This is a genomic window from Plantibacter cousiniae (nom. nud.) (assembly GCF_977070315.1).
Genome location: NZ_CDRVEU010000001.1, coordinates 41,403 through 58,830, shown reverse-complemented (window position 1 = coordinate 58,830; position 17,428 = coordinate 41,403). Strand labels below are relative to the sequence as shown.

The following is a 17,428-nucleotide window of genomic DNA, read 5'->3' as shown; positions in this document are numbered from 1 at the left end:
GGCCATCTGTTACTGGGCAATCACCAGTGTTGAAAGACCCCTAACGCTGGTTACGCCGGTCGTCTTGGCGCAATCGTTGCTCAACGTGGACTCGATATCGCCAAGTACAAATGTACTCATCGCCTTGGCATTCTTGTACCGGCCATCGACGATTTTTCCGACACCCACAATGGTCGTATTCAGATTACCGATATTATTGAGCGTCGCACTGAACTCGTAAGTACTGGTGGCGCCATCGCTCCAGTTGATGACCCATGTAATAGTCGGCGTTTGCAGCAGCAACGACTGACAGGAAAAATTCGCCTGAAAGTTTTGACTGGACGAAGCGCTGACTGCCAGAGGAAATGAAGGAGAAACACAGGGCCCCCAGTTGCTTGTCGTCGAGACATTGACCAACTGATCGGTGTTGGTCAGTCCCGGCGACCAGTCGGCAGTGTGAGTCCCTGTCAGACAGGTCGCCAGGTTCGCAACCTGAGCCTGTGATCGCTCAGGCGCAAAAATAAGCCCCATGTAAACGATGATCAACAACAGGGTGGCCAGCGAAGATGAAACGCGTGCAACGTGAGTATCCATGTTTGTCTCCATGACATTGATGACATCCAGAACACAAAGTAATCATTTAACGTTAATGACTCTACTGTCAGAAATGACAGTGACCAAAGACGGCAAGATCTGGCCCGCGGCCACTGCCATGGCCGGATCTGCAAGTCAAACCGCCACTCATCACATCCTGTGATCCACTCCCCACCCCGTTACGTAACACCTCTGCATAGCGAACCAAACCCACACGATGGTGATCAGAAGGTGGATCATGCGCATAACTGCCAGTCTCAGGACCTTCTGTCACTTGTCCCCCTCTCACAGCGAATCGACAATCACCCGACTTTGGATCGATGAAGTCACCGCCGTGGCCCGCCAGAGGGACCGCGATAGCTTCATGCGCATTTACGATCACTTCGCTCCGCGCCTGTTGCGCTACCTCACCGGGCTGAATGTGCCGGAAGGTCAGGCCGAAGAGTTGGTGCAGGAGGTGCTGCTCAAACTGTGGCACAAGGCCGACTCGTTCGACCCGGCCAAGGCCAGCCTGGGGACATGGTTGTTTCGCATCGCACGCAATCTTTACATCGACAGTGTGCGCAAGGACCGTGGCTGGGTGCAGGTGCAGAACTCGCTGGAACAACTCGAGCGTCTGGAAGCTCCGGTAGATCGAACACTCGATTACAGCCAGCGCCAGGAACAACAACTCAACATCGCCATCCAGAACCTGCCTGCCGATCAGGCCCGAGTGTTGCGAATGTCGTATTTCGAAGCGCTCAGCCACCGGGAGATTTCCGAACGCCTGGGTATGCCGCTCGGCACAGTAAAGTCCTGCCTGCGCCTGGCGTTTCAAAAATTGCGCTCGCGGATAGAGGAATCATGATGGGTCCACAACATCATCCGGACGACGCCACGCTGGTCAGTTATGCCGCAGGGGCGCTGTCGCAGGTCATCTCGTTAGTCACTGCAGCGCATCTGGAGCGCTGTGCCGAGTGCCGGGCGCGGCTCAGGCAGGCCGAGGCGATTGGCGGCGTGTTGATGCAGCAGCACACCAGCAGTGTGGTGCCGCTCAAGGGCAGATCGGCCATGCTGGCGCGGCTTGATGAGCAGCAAGCGTGGCTTGTACCCGCCCAGCACTCGATGCCGGCGGCCAATCAGGACCCGGACCTGATGCCGGTCTGCATGCAGGCGCATTTTGGTCGACACCTGAGCACATTGAAGTGGAAGACCCTGATCCCCGGCGTACAACGAGTACGCGCCGAAGGCATCGAACAGGGCAACCTGATGCTGCTGAAAATCGCCCCCGGCGTGAGCATGCCGGTCCACAGCCACGAAAGCGGCGAGATGACCATGGTCCTCAAGGGCGCGTATTACGACGTACAGGGGGAGTTCGGACTCAACGATGTGGCCGACCTGGACAGCCATATCCATCACCAGCCCATCGCCTACCCCGACCGGGAATGCATTTGCGTACTGGCCACTGAATCGAAGCTGCGTTTTCACGGGTTGCTGGCGCGGATGATGCAGCCGTTTTTCGGGATTTGAAAAACGGCCGCTGCGCCCGCGGTCAGCGCTGGACGGTGACGCCCAATGAGGCCAGCGCATCCCAGTAGCCGGGGTAGGTCTTGCCGACGCAATCAGGGTCGAGAATGCGGATGCCGGCGATCTTCAGGCCCGCCAGCGCAAAGCACATGGCGATACGATGGTCGGAGTGGGTGTCGATCAAGGCATCGACCGTAGTGCCTGCCAGCGCCGGGTTGGCGTTGACGACCAGATCGTCACCCTCTTCGACCGCCAGGCCGGGTGCGATAGCGCACAGGCCGTGGGACAGTGCCGAGATGCGATCGCACTCCTTGACCCGAAGGTTGGCGATGCCGACAAAGCGCACCGGTTGACGATTGAAGGCGGCCAGTACGGCCAGCGTCGGAATCGCGTCCTGCATCTGCGAGCCGTCGATCACGGCCGGCATGTTCGGGAAGCTGGCGATGATCTGGCTGGCCAGCGCATCGGGTTGCGTGAACGCGTCGCTGGCCACGCCCAGGTCGATAGCGCCCTCGGTCAGGGCCTGCGCAGCCCACAGGTAAGTGGCCGCCGAGGCATCCGGCTCGATGTGGAAATCCGTAGCGCGATAACCGGTAGCCGAGACTTTCCAGGCGGCGTCGCCGATGGCCTGAACCTCGGCACCGAACGCGTGCATGGCCGCCAGCGTGAGGTCAAGGTAACCACGCGCGCCGATCTCGCTGCCTGTCAGTGCAACTTCCACAGGCCCCTTGCCACAGGCACCGGCCATCAGCAGTGCCGACACGTACTGGCTGGACAGGTTGCCGTCGATTTCGATATGACCGGCCTCAAGACCGCCCTTGCCCTTGATGGCCACCGGCGGGCAACCACTGGGTGCGCTGACTTCCACGCCCATGCGCTGCAAGGCATCGACTAGCGGCCCGATCGGACGCTTGCGCATGTATTCGTCGCCATCCACCACGAAGTCGCCTTCGAAGTTGGCCAGTGCCGCGGTCAGAAAGCGTGTCGCAGTCCCGGCGTTGCCGAGGAACAGCGCCTGCTGCGGCGCCTGCCAATGCCCGCTGCTGGTGACCACGAAGGTGCTGTCATCCGGCTCGTCGACCTGCACGCCCATCAGACGCAGGGCTTCGGACATCACGCGCGTGTCGTCACTCTTCAGCGCGCCGGTCAGGCGGCTGGTGCCTTTGGCCAGCCCGGCCAGCAACAATGCGCGGTTGGTGATCGACTTGGAGCCCGGCGGGCTGACACGCCCGACCAGCGGGCGCTCGACAGGCAAAACAGTGAGGGTGGCTTGAGGTCGCATGATGTCCCTGAGCGTCAGCGGAAAAATCGCGATCCTAGCACGAGCGGGATCAAGCCCGCAGTGCCGGTTTCATTCATCGCCAAGCCCGGGCGCGGCTCAGCTTTTCGCTGAGCCCGACAGTTGCTGCAGCTTGTTGTTGGCCGCCAGCAACTGATTGCGGTTGGCCGCGACGTCGGTAACGTCATAGATCACCAGACACACATGGCTGATCGCCCCGGTGGTCGACCGCAGCGGGAACAGGGTGGTGTTCTGATACATGAACTCCTCCTGCCCGGTGATCGGCTGATAATTCTTGAAACGCACCAGATACGGCCGCTGCTCCCAGATGGTGAACGCCGGCGTGCCGAGGGTCACGACGTTATCGATTTTCTTGCTGAACCACTTCGCGTTGACCTCCGGAAAAATCTCGAAAAAGGTCTTGTCGACTGCCACGTAGGGCACCACACCCGAGCGGTTTTCCATGAAGGTATTCCAGACCGTCACGCGGTAGTTCAGGTCCAGCACCACGATGCCTACGTCAATGTTCTGCGTAACGGCCAGCAACCAATGAAGCTCGTTGATTTCAATAGCGTTGCTCATGGGTCAGCTCATCATGTAGGCAAGTTTTTTGGTAAGCAGCTCGACCGAATCTTCGGTGAACAGCATCAGCAGATCGAAATGCAGATTGTGGCCTTCTACGCTGTAACTGATTTCGACCGCCAGGGTCTTTTTCCAGCGCTGTTGATTGATGCGGATAAGCTCGTCGATGCCGCCCTGTGCACCCAGCAACTGGGGATGGCCCTGCGAAAAGGCAATGTCGATCTGTTCGGCAATTCCGCTCAGGCAGGCGCCGATCAGGATCGTGGACAGATCGAGCAGCATCTCCATGTCGGAACTGTCGGAGTGATCGCCGCCCATCAGTTGCGAGATTCCGGAGATTTCCGAATCATGAAAAATCAGCAGCGCTTCACCAGAGATACCGCCACCGATGTAGCCCTGACACACCGCGGTCAGACGCTGGTCGCTGTGAGCGTCGGCCAGCGCCATGTGCAACTCGCCAACTTCAAGCATGTTGACGTTGGGCACCGGCAGTTGCACGAACACGCCCAGCACCTTGGCCAACAACGCCGCTGCACGGCCCATGGCGACGTTGATGGTTTCGCGGAAGGCATCCTGAAAGCTGATCACCCCGCCCTTGTTGTTGAGGGCCGGCAGTGCAACCGGTGACGCGGCAGGCTTGCCCAGCAGGCCAAGGCGCTCCAGTGTGCTTTTGAGTTCGTCCGGGTCGGCGGGTTTTTTCAAAAACGCCAGCGCGCCCAGCTCCATGACCCGACGAACGGCCTCGTCCTGCACGTCGCCCGACACCACAATCACCTTGGCGTCGAGGTTTTCGGCACGAATCGCCGTCAGCGTCTGGTAACCGTCCATCACCGGCATGGTCAGGTCGAGCAGGACCACCTGGCCCTGACCTTTACGAATCGCCTCCAGGCCTTCCTGCCCCTGGGTGGCCAGCGTGACCGACACATCCCAGTCTTCAGGTAGCGCGCGCAACAGCTGCTTTCGCGCCATGTTCGAGTCATCGCATATCAATAGCGCAAGCGTGGACATCGTGTGGTTCTCACTGCAGGAAAATCAGGCTGACCACGGCGGACAGCACATATTCGTTAGACGGCACCATCGGAAGCGACTGACATCGAGCCTATAACGCGAGATCAGCAACATTCAAACTAAACCTATAGCCTAAGTCGGTGATTTTTGAAGTTTCTGTAGTTTTATTCGCAATTAGTTGCTGCGAATCACTATCACGACGTCTGAAACGTGCCTATTATCAATTGATAGATTCAATTGCAATCACTCGATAGACAGGTGTGCCATGTCTTTGCCCATAAGCGACTACCATCCGGCCCTGCCCCGGCAGGACGATTTCTGGCAACACCTGGGTATCCCCGCACGAGGCGCGCGGCTGTACTCGGCGCTGCATGACGGCTTGCCGTATGAAGTCTTCGAACGTCTGGCGCATTACACCGACCTGAACCGCTCGACCCTGGCCGAGCATCTGGGCATAGCGCCGGCAACCTTGCAGCGACGCCTGAAGGTGCGCCGCTTCAACGCCGAAGAAAGCGATCGGCTGTTCCGCCTGGCAGCGGCGTACAAGGCGGCACTGGACCTGTTCGAAAACGACGCCGAAGCGACTCGCCTCTGGCTGGCCAACCCGGTCTACGGGCTGGGCAATCGCAGGCCACTGGAAATGCTCGCGACCTCGGCAGAGGCTCAGGCAGTGCTCGACCTGATCGGCCGCCTGGAACACGGGGTCGTGGCGTGATAGCGGTCTATCGACTGGTCAAGCGCAAATGGCTGGCACAGGCCTTCGATGGCGAGGGCGCCAAGCTCTACGGCGGACGCTGGAACAGCAAGGGCAACGCCTGCGTGTACTGCGCGGGCAGCGAGTCACTGGCGCTGCTGGAAGTGCTGGTGCACCTGAACAACGCGACTGTGGCTCAGCACTACACGATGCTTGAGCTGCAGATTGCCGAGGAGCACGTCCTCAATGCGCGCCCGGACACCCTGCCCCGCGACTGGCGTGAAGAACCCGCGCCACCGGCAACCGCCTCGTTCGGCGACGACTGGCTGGCCTCGGCTCAGAGCCTGGCACTGGCGGTGCCCAGCGTGATCATCCCGCGCGAGTCCAACTACCTGCTCAACGTCCAGCACCCAGAGTTCAGGGCGGTAGTGGCAACGGCGAAAGAGCTGGAGTTTGTGGTCGATCCGCGTCTCAAATAATCCCGGCCTTATTTCACGGCCGTGGTTCCCGGTGTTGCTATGGCGCTGCGCTCGACAGGCTCGATCGCCACATAAGGCGTCTGCAGATCCCGCTCGGGGATTTCCCATATGAGCAGTTTGGGCGGCGTCTGGCGGAAGGCCGGGTTGTCGAAGTAGACGTTGGCAGCGCCCGAGAACTCGCCGCCGTCCCTGGCGAAGTTGCCAATCGGGGCGCCGAGTTCGCGCTGTAGAAACCCGACAAAACCCGAATTGCGCGAGAACGACGTGCCGATCAGCGCGACGTTGGGCAGGTTACTGTCGCCGAACAGGTCGTCAAGGTTGTCGCTGCCCGCCGCCGATTCACTGGCAAGCTCGGTGATCTGCGTGGCGGCTACGCTTTGCGGCGCAGGTTGTAATGACGACGGCAACCAGTCGAGTCCGGCGAGGCGCACTAGATCGCCGGGGCGTTCGGCAATGGGTAACGTCTGAATCTGGAATTGACGCTGCGGAGTGGCCTGAATGCCGGCTTTTTGCACTTGCAAGCCGATGGCTCTGGCAGCGCTGTTGGCGCCACTCTCGCTCCAGTGCGTATCAGTACGCAGGTAAGCTGTTTCGCCCAGCGGTTGAAGGGTTGCGGTCAGGTCCAGAGCATCGACGCCAGCCGCTTGCAAATCATGCGTCCATTGCTCGACACGCGCCTGCAATACGTCAGGCCGGTAAAGACCGCACAGTCGGGTGGCGGCAATGCGACTTTTGTCCGGGACCAAGGCGACCAACAATTCGATACCGCGTTTTTTGAGGCTGCGCTGCACAGCGATCACCGCCTGGACTTTGCGCTGCGCATTGGCCTGCGCGTCGCGGTTGAGCCTTAACTCATCGGTCAGGAACAACCAACCCGGACACCCCTGGCGCACACGCGGGCCGGTGTCGTGGAGCAGCAGCCAGCTCGCACCGCGCTCGATATTGGCCGCATGCTGGCTCAGAAAGCTCCCGGACAGTTGTTTCGCCAGTTGGTGAGTCACTTCGCCGTGCAGCGCTGCGTCGAGGGTCAGCGGCCTGGGTAGCAGCTCGACCTTGCCGCTGACCAGCAACATGCCCGAGGCCAGCAAGCCAACGCCGAGGAACAGCGCCAGGGTAATGCCCGCCACACCACAGGTGCGCACGGCCAGTTCACTGGGTGGAGGCGGTACAGCAGACGGAGTAGTCATGGGCACCGGCCTCAGAACTGGAAGTACAGAAACGGAACCGTTTCGCGGCTGGCAATCAGCGCGAACGACAGCAGAAATCCGGCCACCGGCCACAGCGCGGCGCCATAGACGAATAGCGTCCGGTTGCCGAAACGCTGCTCACAGCGAGCCTGCAGCAACGGCGCGAGCACGCAGGCCACGCCCAACAAGGCGGCCATGCCGTGTGCCGGGCGCAGGGTCACGGCCAGCGCATCGCCCAGGCCCAGGCCGTGCAGGCCGAACTGCCCGGCATACATGTTCATCGCGGTGGCAAAGTCCGGGGCGCGAAACAGCGTCCACGCCAGGCACACAAACAGCAACGTCAGCAGGTGCGCCAGCGGCCTTGGAACAGCAGGCAGATTCGAGCGCGACCAGGCGCGATCGACGCACAACGCCACACCATGCGCCGCGCCCCAGAGCAGGTAATTCCAGCTGTCACCGCCGTGCCACAGACCGGCGATGGCCATGGTCAGGAACAGGTTGCGGTAGGTGTTCCAGACGCCGTGCCGATTACCGCCCAGCGCGATGTACAGGTAGTCGCGCAGCCAACTGGACAGCGACAGGTGCCAGCGTCGCCAGAAGTCCTGAATACTGCGGGCCAGATAAGGCCGGTTGAAGTTTTCCGGAAAGTGAAAGCCCAGCATCAGTCCCAGGCCGATGGCCATGGCGCTGTAACCGGCGAAATCGAAGAACAGTTGCAGCGAATACGCCAGGCAGCCAAGCCACGCATCGATCAGCGACGGGGCCGGCAGGTGAAAGGCCACATCGACCAGCGGCGACAGGGTATCGGCCACCAGCACCTTCATGCTCATGCCGATCATGAAGCGCCGCGCGCCCAAGGCGAAGTTCTGCCGGGTGAAGTAACGCTGCACCAGTTCACGGCGCACCCAGTCGTAGCGAATGATCGGCCCGGCGATGGAGTGGCCGAACATCGAAATGTAGGTCGCGTAATTGATGAAGCTGCGCTCGACCGGCACGGTATGCCGGTGTACGTCCACCAGATAGGAAATCGCCTGCAGGACGATGAACGACAGCCCGGCCGGCAGCGCCACCCGCTGCCAATCGAGCGGCATCGCGCCATACCAGGTGATCAGCGCATTCCAGGTGCCGGCGACGATGTTGGCGTACTTGTACCAACACAGCACGGCGGTGTTGAACACGATCAACGCCACCAACAGCCGCACTCGCCCTTTCGAGCCTTGCCGCGCCCGGTCAACCAGCAGACCGCCGATCCAGGCCACCACGGTCAGCAGCATGTGCAGCGCCAGAAACAACGGGCTCAGCCAGCCGTAGAACAACCAGCTGCCGATCAACAGCACGACATTGCGCCACGCCGCAGGGCTCGCCGTGTAGGCCAGCAGAAAAGCGGGCAGGAACACCATCAGAAACTCGAGCGAGGCAAATACCATGACGACGAAAGAGCCTGATCAGTTGGACAATGTGTCCGTGGCCGACAACAGACGCGGGCCTGTGGCGGACGGCACCAGCAGCACGCTGTAGCGCTCGCCGGCCTTGAGCTCGCCCAGGTCCAGCGGCGCGCCGACAGTGGCGTTGGCGCAGACCAGTTGCACGGAAAGGCTGACCGGGTTGATCGAACGGCGTTGCAGGGTGCCCGTGGCAACCGACTTGAACAGGTCGGCGCTGCGACCGGCAGGACGCAGGCTCGCCTCACTGCACCCGGCATCCAGGCTGAAGAACGCCAGCGAGGCTTTCAAACCGTTGAAGTCATCGGGCTGTTCACGGACAGTCACCGGCTGGAGGCGACCGTCGGACTGTGCGGTGAGTACGACGGTGGCGAACTCGCCGGGCTCGACGCTGACGTCCATCGGCAGTTTTTTGTCGCCGCTGACCAGTGTGCCCTTTATCGAACTGCTGGCCTGCACCGGGAAAAACAGTGAAACCGGTTTTGCGCTGTCCAGTTGCAACGGCGCCTGGCCTTCACGAGCGATCACTTGTAGCGGCGCGGTGGCCGCATTGACGAAGCGAATGAACGCCGAATCCTGCGCAGGGCCGGTGGGATACAGGGCGATGTCGGCCGCCTGCGCTTGCAGGCCTAGCAATACGGCAGCCGCACTGGCGGCGATCAGGCGCAAGGCGATCATTGTCTGGCTCCTGCTGCGCTGACACTGCTGACCGGTAGTTTGCCCAGTGCATCACTGATCGCAGTGCCCCAGGATTTGTAACCGGCCACGGTAAAGTGCTGGCCGTCGGTGGTGATCCACTGGCCTGGCTTGGAAAAACTCAGCGAGTCGATATAGGTGCAGGGTGCCACGTTGCTGGCCAGGAACTGCGACATCAACTGGGTCCGTGCGTCGTTCTTCTGGTACATGCCGCCCGCCTTGCCCCACGCCGGGCCGACCCATGCGCATTTGGTGCCGGTGGCGGCAATGGCCTTGGTCAGGCCGGTTACGCTCTGCCACGCCCAGGCCTTGGGAAACGAAGGCTTGTCATACGAAGCCATGGTGTCACCGATCACGATGACCACCAGGTCGGGCTTGTCGGCAGCGATCAGTTCGCCAATCGGCGTAGTAGTCGCGTCACGGCCCTTGATGACGATCTTGCCGTTGCCTTTCTGTTCGGCACCGCAATCGACCTTCTTGCTGATCAGCCAGTCACCGGCACTGGCCCCGCAGGCGCCAATCGAATGCACGATCGCACCCTGACGGGTCAGGTTGTCATGCAGCGGCTCCATCAGGTGGTCGGCCAGACTCATGTGGCTTTCTCCCAGGACCAGAAGGGTCATACCGGCAAGAACGGAAGGCATCGAATTTCTCCAGAAATCAGTTGGAATAAGGTGAGCGGTAAGGGCTGACCGGCAGCTCCATGGGGCCAGTCATGTCCTCGAACATGTAGCGCAGGTAAAGCGCTCCGCTGAACTGGCGATAGTCGCGGGCATTGTCCAGGCCCAGGTTGGCGCCCAGGAACAGGCTGGAATCGAGCTTGTATTCCCCCGCCGCGCTCAGGTTGTAGCCCACACCGGTCTTGCTCTGCCCTGAGTAACGCTGGCCGGAAGCGGCTTGCAGAGTGCTGTCGTCGGGGAAGAATGCGGCGCCATCCTGCTTGAAGTGCTGCACGCCGACCGAACTCTTGACCTGATAGCTGAAGCGCTCGGTGCGCTGCGCCCACATCACTGGCACGCCGATGGCGTAGAAGTTCTGCGGACTGAAATAGCCACCATGACCGTAAGTGAAGTAACTCTGGTCGTTGGCGTAACTCATGCCCATCAGACTCAGGCCCGCGGTCAGCTTGCTGTCCTCGGCATTGCGCAAGTACCAGTAGACACCACCACCGACTTCGCCACGGGTGTTGGATTTGACGTTGGTGCCGACCAGCTTGTGCCAGGAACCGTAGCCATAGCCGCCAATGGTCTGATCGTCATAGCTGATCTGCCCGCGGCCGCCGTTGGCGGTCACGCCGCCCCAGGACAGACCGCTGCGCTCGTCGGTGGAACCGGCAAACGAAGTCACGCTGTCTGTCACCGGACGCCGTGACACGTTGAGGCCGTAACGCAGATCAGGGTTATTGCCCAACGGCCGGTCGACGCTCACGCCGCCTGCGACCGTGCTGTATTTGAAACCCACGGGGGTGGTGCCGATATCAGCCTTGAGGCCCTCTTCGGAGCGTTCGAAGGCGACCGCCAGACCGACGCCCTTGTCGCTCTGCGAACCTGCTGCGCCGGCCGTTCCACCGCCAAAACGAGCGCCCGCATCGGATTTCACACTGCCGGCATTCAGCGACACCGGCGTGACGCGCACGGCCACGCGGTTATCGCCGGCCGGCACGTTGATCTCCAGCGGCGTCTCGACCACGGTGAGCTTGCTCAGGCCGGACTCGCTGTTATTGCTGCGCACGGCGAGGCCCTGACTGACGAAGCCGCTGCGCTGTTCGAGAATACGATTGAGCGCCTGCTGTGCGCTGCTGGCCTGATCGCGGTCGCCAGCAGCCAGAAACGGATTGCCACGCACGCTTTGCGCACGTCCGGCTGACAACGGTTGCTGCGCAGCGCTCTGGCCGGGGTAGGCCGTTTCACGCGTGGCCGGCAAGCCCGTCGCCGCCCCGCCGCTGAGCGACACCTGTGCCGGTGCCGGGATGGCAGACGCTGCGGCCAGGCTGCGTGAACCGCCCGCCGCGAACGGATTGGACGACGTCACACCCGACCCGCCCTGCGTAGCCATCAGACGCTGTTTTTCGCTTTGTTCGATGGCCACAGCCTTGCGCAGCAACTCGGTGGCCGCGCCGGTCTGGCCCATGCTCTGGTAGATGCGCGCGGCCTCGGTGAGGGTCTGCGGGTCGTTGCGCTGCAACGCGCGGAACTGGCTCAAGGCCTTTTCGGCAAAGGCATAATCATGAGCCTTCACGGCCGCGTCAGCAGCCCCCAGGAGTACTTGCGGATCGTTGGGCTTACGCTGCAACAACGGCTTGTAGAGTTCGAAAGCCTTGGCGCTGTCACCGTTGGCGGTGTACATCCGGGCGAAGGCCGACACCGCCTGAATGTCGTCCGGACGCTGGGCCAGGGCCGGGGCCAACGTGTCGTACGCGCCAGCCAGATCGCCGCCCTCACGCAGCAAATCGGCATGACGAATGCGGTAGCGATACAGCAAGTCATCGAAGCGTTTACGGGTCTGCACGCCCATGGGCTGGCCCTGCACAGTGCGCAGGATCGCATTGACCTGCACGTCATCCTCCGCCGCGAGCAACAGGCTGGCGTATTGCAGCAGCAGATCAGGTGACTGCTCAGGTGCCTGAGCGATGGCTGCGCGGGCCATTTCCCGGCCACGCTCCGGCTCGCCGGCGTCGATGTAGGCACTGGCCAGCGTGAGCTGACGCTCCGGGCTGCCGCTGGCGACCGGTTGCAGGCGATCGAGCAGCGCCAGCGCTTCCTGACGCTGACCGCGCCGGGCGATACCGATGGCCAGGTTGATCTGCACGGTCATGTTGACTTCGTCGGCAAGCGCCTTCATGTCCGGGGTGCGCTGGTCGACAGGAATGCGCGCAAAGGTAGCCTGCGCGTCCTGCCACTGGCCCATTTCCACCGACAGCAACGCACTGGTGTAGAGCGCGTCGATATCGTTGGGCCGAGACTTGAGCAACTCGTCGATCAGCACGCGGGCCTTGGGCGCCTCGTCAGTCTTGAGGTACAGACGCGCCAGGTCGAAACGCGTCCAGACACTGTCTGGATCATTTTTTACTGCGTCCTTCAGGGCCGCCTGAGCGGCACGCAGATCGCCACGTTGCTCGGCCAGCCGTGCCGTCTGCGTGGCACGCAAGGCCTTGAAGCGACCGCTTTCGCCCAGCGCTGCCTGTTCGGCAGGCGACAGGGTATCGAGCAGGCGCAGCGCTTCATCGGCCTGGCCGCTTTGCGCCAATACGTTGATAAGCCCGCGCACGGCTTGCGGATTGCCGCGCTGGGTCGCCAGCACTTGACGATAGCCCGCCTGGGCCGCGTCGAGTTGACCGGCCTGTGCCTGCAAATCGGCCTGAGTCAAACGTACATCGATGCTGCTGGGGTTCTGCCGCTGCACCTGAGCCAGCAACTCTTGAGCCTTGCCGGTCTGCCCCTTGGCCTGCAGGTCGCGGGCCTGTTGCAAGGATGTCCAGAGCTGAACACTCTCAAGGGCGCTTTTCCAGCGTGTGCCACCAGGCTGGCGAGTCGCGCGGGTCAGCAACTGCTCCGCTTCGGCCAGTCGATTCTGTTGCTGGCGGACCACGCCCAGCCCACCCAGCGCATCGGCATCGTCGGCCTTGATTTTCAGGCGCGCGGCAAATGCTTGTTCAGCAGCGGCATGATCATTTTGCTCCAGCGCCTTCAGCCCACGCGCCACCAGCGGATCCTGCTGCCAGCCTGAGGCGCCGCCACCGGCGTGCTGCTGACGTCCCTTGTTGAGTTGATCACGAATGTCCTGATCATCGGGATGGACCTTGAGGAACGCCTCGAACAGCGGCACTTGCGCCGCCGTAGGCGGACCGATCCAGACCAGCGCCATGCGCCAGCTCTGATCGGCGTCCCCGGCGATGTCCGGGTGCGTACTCAGGCGCGCCAGCGCAGCGATCCCTTCGGCCCGGGTGTCTTCGCGGCGGGCCAGATGCTTGGCGAAAAACAACGCCAGAATCGAGTCGTCCGGATTCTGCCGGATCAGGCGTTCGAAGCCTTTGCGCGCTTCAGGCCAGTCCGCGCTGTTGAACCCCAGGTTGGTGTAGTACTCGCGCCCGATCGTGCCCTCGGGCAAACGGCCGTTGAACAGTTGGCGAAAGACCCCGGTCGCCTTGTCTCGCTCACCGGCATCGGCGAGGCGTCGGGCCTCATCCAGCAAGGCCTGATTCTGCGGCTGAGCGAGGGCGATGTCCTGCTCCAGTTGCACCGACTGCCACGGCACTGGCGACAGAGCCTGCAGACGAGCCAGGTAAGTCTGCGCCTGCTGCGGCTTGTTCTGTTTGACGCCGATCAGCCCCATGCCATACAACGCGTCGATCTGATTGGGGTCGATCTGCAGCACCTTCTGCCAGACCTCGGCAGCCCGCACCGGGTTCGAGCGAGCCTGCCAGTACTGGCCCTGCTCGATCAACTGCGCCTCGGCGGTGGCGGCCTGAGCCTGAGAAACGCTGGCTGCGATCGCGGCAACCAACCCGATGACTAACGTGTGGCGGCGCGCGGGCATGACGTCTCCCAGGATAATTTGAGGGTTCCGTCTTCACGGAACTGATAGCGTTTTTCGACCCAGCCCAAGGCAAACAGGCTGAGCATGAGGTTGTAATAGGCCGGTTCAGTGCGGTCTTTCGGGTCACGGGCCAGCGCTTGGCTGACCCCGGCTTCGACCCTGCGCTGTTGCTGCTCGGCCAGCCAGGTCTGACCCTTGGCGTGGAAGTACGGCAATAGCGCAGCCGAATAACCGAAAGGCCCCTGCCCCTCGCGTGTACCGCTGACCACCTGGACCTTTTCCGGCGGCGTACCGCTCGAGGCAGTGCTGCTCGACATCCCGTCGAGACGGGCCAGCAGGCGTGCTGCCAACGGATCGGACGCAGGTGTCATGCCCGCCCAGAGGTAAACGCGAATCGCGTCATAGCTGCCCAGTTCGCCTGTGCTCGGATCGACCACGAACAGACCGCTTTTCGGGGAGGTCCCGCGGTAGCCAACCCAATCGGCGATAAAGCCCTTGGGGCTCGATGCGTCGATCATCTTCGCGGTGTTGTCGGCAATTTCCTTCCATGGCCCGCCGGGTGCTTCTTTCGCCAGGCGCCGTAGCAGCGGAATGGGCAGGTAGCTGGCGTTCAAGCGCCATAGATGGTCGGGCTGCGCGAAACCTTCGGGGCCGGGCAGGAGCATTTTGCCGAGCCCAGGCAGATTGACCACCAGCCGCGACTCCACGTTCTTGAGCAAGGCCAGCGCATCGTCTCGATAGGCCGGGTGCTGCCAGACGCGCGCCGCTTCGAGCAGCGCGTAGATGATCCACAGGTCGGCATCGGACGCGGAGTTGGCGTCCTGAAGCGTCCAGTTGCCATCCTCGCCCTGCCCCCACAACCAGCCCGGCAGACGCGTTTTGACATCAGCCCCCATCATGTTCGCGGCGGTCCACGTCCACAGCGCGTCGAAGCGCGCGCGGTCATTGGCCACCAGCGCAAAGAGCATGCCGTAGGACTGACCTTCGGAGGTGCTGTGGTTGACCTTCAGGCTCGACTCCAGCATTCGGCCGTCGGCCTGCACATAGCGCGTGGCATAGTCCTGCCAGAACGGCCAGGCCACGGCATCGCACGCGCTGTTCGCCAGCACCGGCGTCAGGGTCGCCGACGCCAGCAGGCCGACCAGCCAGCCCGAGGCGCGGCGCAGTTTCAGTGCACGGAGCGGCATGGCTTATTCCTGCTCCAGACGGCGCTTGGCGAGCGAGCGCAGGGTCAGGTAGGCAACTCCGGTCACCAGCACCACACCCACGGCAACCACCAGCAGCAGCCACAGCACGTTGCGCGACATCAGCCACTGCACGTATTTGATCGGCCCAAGGTCACCGACGTAGTACTTCTGCTCGGCAACCAGCGCCTCGACCGAATCGCCGCGTACCACTACCAGGCTGCCCTGTACCTTGTCGCTGCTGCTCAGCGCACGGGCAACGTCGCTCATGCCGCCGGGCTGACCGCTGGAGATCAACACGACACTGCGCCCCTTGTGCAGCGGCGATTCGAAACCGGTCAGGAAGGTGCTGCGCGCGTCACTGGAAAACGCCATGGCCACCCGCGCCCGACGCTGGTTTTCATCCGGGTCCGGGCTCATCCAGTCGCGCAGACGGAAGGCCAGATCGGAAAGCTCGAAGCCCTGTTGCTGAGCATTGCCGGAAATCGGCAAACTGTCGGCCCACTGTTTGAGCAACGGCTGATCGCTGCCCGAGGACATGACCAGTATGTCCTTGTCGGCGGCACTGGCGATCTGTGCAGCGTGAATAACCGACACACCGGTCGCCGGGTAACCGGTCGATTCGCCGAAACGGCCCAATACGCTCAAGTAAGCGCTGACATCTTCAGTACTCGGCTGATCGGCCAGCACCACAGCAGTCTGCGACAGGTCCGCCAGGCGTGTGAACGGAAACCCGGAATCCTTGAACACACCCAGGTTCGGCATGGCCATGAAGTGGTCGTAACCGCTGAAATCCAGCGTCGATTCCGGATCGATGCTGCCGCGCATGTTATCGATGATGATGTCGCCACATTCGCCCTGCTTGAGGTAATCGAACATGTAGCGCAGTTGCAGGCGAGATTGCAGGGCCACGGAGTTGAGCGGCAGGTACACATGCGCTTCACGGCTGATCGTGTCATCGCCGCCCGTCAGTCGCGAGACGATCGAGTTGTTCAGGTTCTCGATCGACGGCAGCGGCTCGGCCTTGATCAGCGTGTCGTTGAGGCTGACCATGATCGACGAATTGTTCGAGCGTTCCTGCGGTGTGTAGCGGTATTTGAGGTTCAACGGCACGCCGTCTTCACGCCAGCTGAACAGGTCTGGCGGCAGGTTCAACGGCACGGTGATGTCACCCGGATCGTAACCGGAGACGTTGAGTTTGTTGGCAGGCATCAGCTCGCCCAGTTTGATCGGCCGATCACTGGGCAGCCAGTTCGGCGCGTCATACGGTTTGCGCGGCGCGAGCAGGTCGACACGCTCGATCAATGCGCTGCTGCCGACCAGACTCTGACCGCCGACCACCAGCGCATTGACCGCCCGCTTGAGTTCCGCCGAATCACGCCCGGTGATCACCAACAGCTTGCTGTTCGGGTCGTTGGGATGGGTCACCATCGTCAGGGTCGGGCCTTTCGGCGCAGGCATCGTCAGCGCGCCGAGCTGCAATGGACCATCGCCCTTGAGCAATACCAGCGCATTGCCCTTGGCCGGCAGCTCATTGAAGTGCGCCGGGAAGCTGGCCATGCGCGAGCGGGTCTTGGCCGCGCCAATCCATGAAGCCAGCGCGCCTGCAGCTTCGAGCGTCGCGTTATCGGGTGCCGCGCCCATCACCACGGGCAGATTCACGTCACGGTCATCGCGGCGGTCGAAGAACGGCAGCGGCAGAATCGCCAGGTCGTTGGGCAGCGCGAATGGCGTGACACGGATGTCCAGACGCGTGTCATTGTTAATCCGTGCCCAGAGGCTGGAATGCTTCGGGTCTTCGCAGCTCATCGTGTAATGGCCGATGAACTGCAGGCTCAGGCGGTTGAACTCGGTGATCATCTGCGGCGGAATCTCGATCACCTGCGTCTGCGGCTTGCCGGCACCTTCCTTGGGCAACGGAAGGGTCGCGGCCACTTCGTCGTTGATCATGACGTTGATCTGCGACAGGTCCGCCAGCAACGCCGGCGAATAGCTGTAGCTCAGCGACAGGCTTGCGCCGGTCACCACCTGATCGGCACGCACATTGAAGTTAACGCTGTCGGTGGCTTCCACACCGCGCAGGTTCATCGGGTAATTGCGCCCCAGTTGTTGCAGCGTCACGCTGTAACCCTCGTTGGCACCCGTCGTTTCAGCAGCGCTTGCCCACATCCCGGTGGAGAGCACGGACAACGCACAAGCCAACAGGGCCCATGAGCGGCGAACGGCGAAGCGTTCGGCACCGAGAAAATACCGTTTAGTCAT

Annotated in this window: 15 protein-coding genes; 4 read left to right on the top strand and 11 right to left on the bottom strand. The window is 62.1% G+C overall.

Translation table 11 applies throughout. The features are described 5' to 3' along the window. Window positions 1–9: 9 nt before the first annotated feature. The gene (locus ACW55A_RS00255; RefSeq protein ID WP_128774863.1) at window positions 10–573 is read right to left on the bottom strand and encodes a hypothetical protein; all 564 of its coding nucleotides are present in this window, start codon (window positions 571–573) and stop codon (window positions 10–12) included. Between the two features lie 274 nt (window positions 574–847). Between ACW55A_RS00255 and ACW55A_RS00250 the strand changes: the two genes are divergently transcribed. Both ACW55A_RS00250 and ACW55A_RS00245 read left to right on the top strand, forming a co-directional pair. Further along, complete coding sequence (locus ACW55A_RS00250; RefSeq protein WP_003408535.1) at window positions 848–1,420, top strand: sigma-70 family RNA polymerase sigma factor; 573 nt, start codon at window positions 848–850, stop codon at window positions 1,418–1,420. Continuing rightward, complete coding sequence (locus ACW55A_RS00245) at window positions 1,417–2,082, top strand: ChrR family anti-sigma-E factor (protein WP_498810235.1); 666 nt, start codon at window positions 1,417–1,419, stop codon at window positions 2,080–2,082. Before ACW55A_RS00250 ends, ACW55A_RS00245 begins: the two co-directional genes overlap by 4 nt. A 22-nt stretch (window positions 2,083–2,104) precedes the next feature. On the opposite strand, the gene ACW55A_RS00240 is transcribed toward ACW55A_RS00245, so the two are convergent. The 3 genes from ACW55A_RS00240 to ACW55A_RS00230 form a co-directional block, all read right to left on the bottom strand. Further along, window positions 2,105–3,361, bottom strand: coding sequence for a 3-phosphoshikimate 1-carboxyvinyltransferase (locus tag ACW55A_RS00240; RefSeq protein ID WP_455807926.1), 1,257 nt, complete (start codon window positions 3,359–3,361; stop codon window positions 2,105–2,107). A gap of 96 nt (window positions 3,362–3,457) precedes the next feature. After that, window positions 3,458–3,940, bottom strand: a complete 483-nt coding sequence (locus ACW55A_RS00235) for a PAS domain-containing protein (protein ID WP_003365711.1) — start codon at window positions 3,938–3,940, stop codon at window positions 3,458–3,460. Window positions 3,941–3,943: 3 nt separating this feature from the next. Next, window positions 3,944–4,948 carry a response regulator gene (locus ACW55A_RS00230; protein WP_003433765.1) on the bottom strand — a complete coding sequence of 335 codons (1,005 nt, stop codon included), beginning with the start codon at window positions 4,946–4,948 and terminating at the stop codon, window positions 3,944–3,946. Window positions 4,949–5,213: 265 nt separating this feature from the next. On the opposite strand from ACW55A_RS00230, the gene parS reads away from it, so the two are divergent. Together parS and ACW55A_RS00220 are read left to right on the top strand one after the other, a co-directional pair. After that, entirely contained in the window at window positions 5,214–5,663 is a 450-nt protein-coding gene (parS, locus tag ACW55A_RS00225; RefSeq protein ID WP_100072358.1) for a type II RES/Xre toxin-antitoxin system antitoxin, read from the top strand. After that, window positions 5,660–6,121 carry an RES family NAD+ phosphorylase gene (locus tag ACW55A_RS00220; RefSeq protein WP_003408520.1) on the top strand — a complete coding sequence of 154 codons (462 nt, stop codon included), beginning with the start codon at window positions 5,660–5,662 and terminating at the stop codon, window positions 6,119–6,121. Before parS ends, ACW55A_RS00220 begins: the two co-directional genes overlap by 4 nt. An 8-nt stretch (window positions 6,122–6,129) precedes the next feature. On the opposite strand, the gene ACW55A_RS00215 is transcribed toward ACW55A_RS00220, so the two are convergent. The 7 genes from ACW55A_RS00215 to bcsB are packed head-to-tail and all read right to left on the bottom strand — an operon-like array spanning window position 6,130 to window position 17,428. Then, on the bottom strand, window positions 6,130–7,308 hold the full coding sequence (locus ACW55A_RS00215; protein ID WP_455807927.1) for an alginate O-acetyltransferase AlgX-related protein: 1,179 nt from the start codon (window positions 7,306–7,308) through the stop codon (window positions 6,130–6,132). Between the two features lie 11 nt (window positions 7,309–7,319). Further along, window positions 7,320–8,735, bottom strand: coding sequence for an MBOAT family O-acyltransferase (locus tag ACW55A_RS00210; RefSeq protein WP_498810231.1), 1,416 nt, complete (start codon window positions 8,733–8,735; stop codon window positions 7,320–7,322). Window positions 8,736–8,753: 18 nt separating this feature from the next. After that, complete coding sequence (locus ACW55A_RS00205; protein ID WP_498810229.1) at window positions 8,754–9,428, bottom strand: alginate O-acetyltransferase AlgF; 675 nt, start codon at window positions 9,426–9,428, stop codon at window positions 8,754–8,756. Further along, complete coding sequence (locus ACW55A_RS00200; RefSeq protein WP_455807930.1) at window positions 9,425–10,090, bottom strand: SGNH/GDSL hydrolase family protein; 666 nt, start codon at window positions 10,088–10,090, stop codon at window positions 9,425–9,427. Before ACW55A_RS00200 ends, ACW55A_RS00205 begins: the two co-directional genes overlap by 4 nt. 16 nt (window positions 10,091–10,106) lie before the next feature. Continuing rightward, a complete protein-coding gene (locus ACW55A_RS00195; protein WP_498810227.1) occupies window positions 10,107–13,982 on the bottom strand; it encodes a cellulose biosynthesis protein BcsC in 3,876 nt (1,291 codons plus the stop codon). After that, a complete protein-coding gene (gene bcsZ, locus ACW55A_RS00190) occupies window positions 13,958–15,169 on the bottom strand; it encodes a cellulose synthase complex periplasmic endoglucanase BcsZ (protein WP_455807932.1) in 1,212 nt (403 codons plus the stop codon). Before bcsZ ends, ACW55A_RS00195 begins: the two co-directional genes overlap by 25 nt. A 3-nt stretch (window positions 15,170–15,172) precedes the next feature. Next, window positions 15,173–17,428, bottom strand: coding sequence for a cellulose biosynthesis cyclic di-GMP-binding regulatory protein BcsB (gene bcsB / locus ACW55A_RS00185; protein ID WP_498810224.1), 2,256 nt, complete (start codon window positions 17,426–17,428; stop codon window positions 15,173–15,175).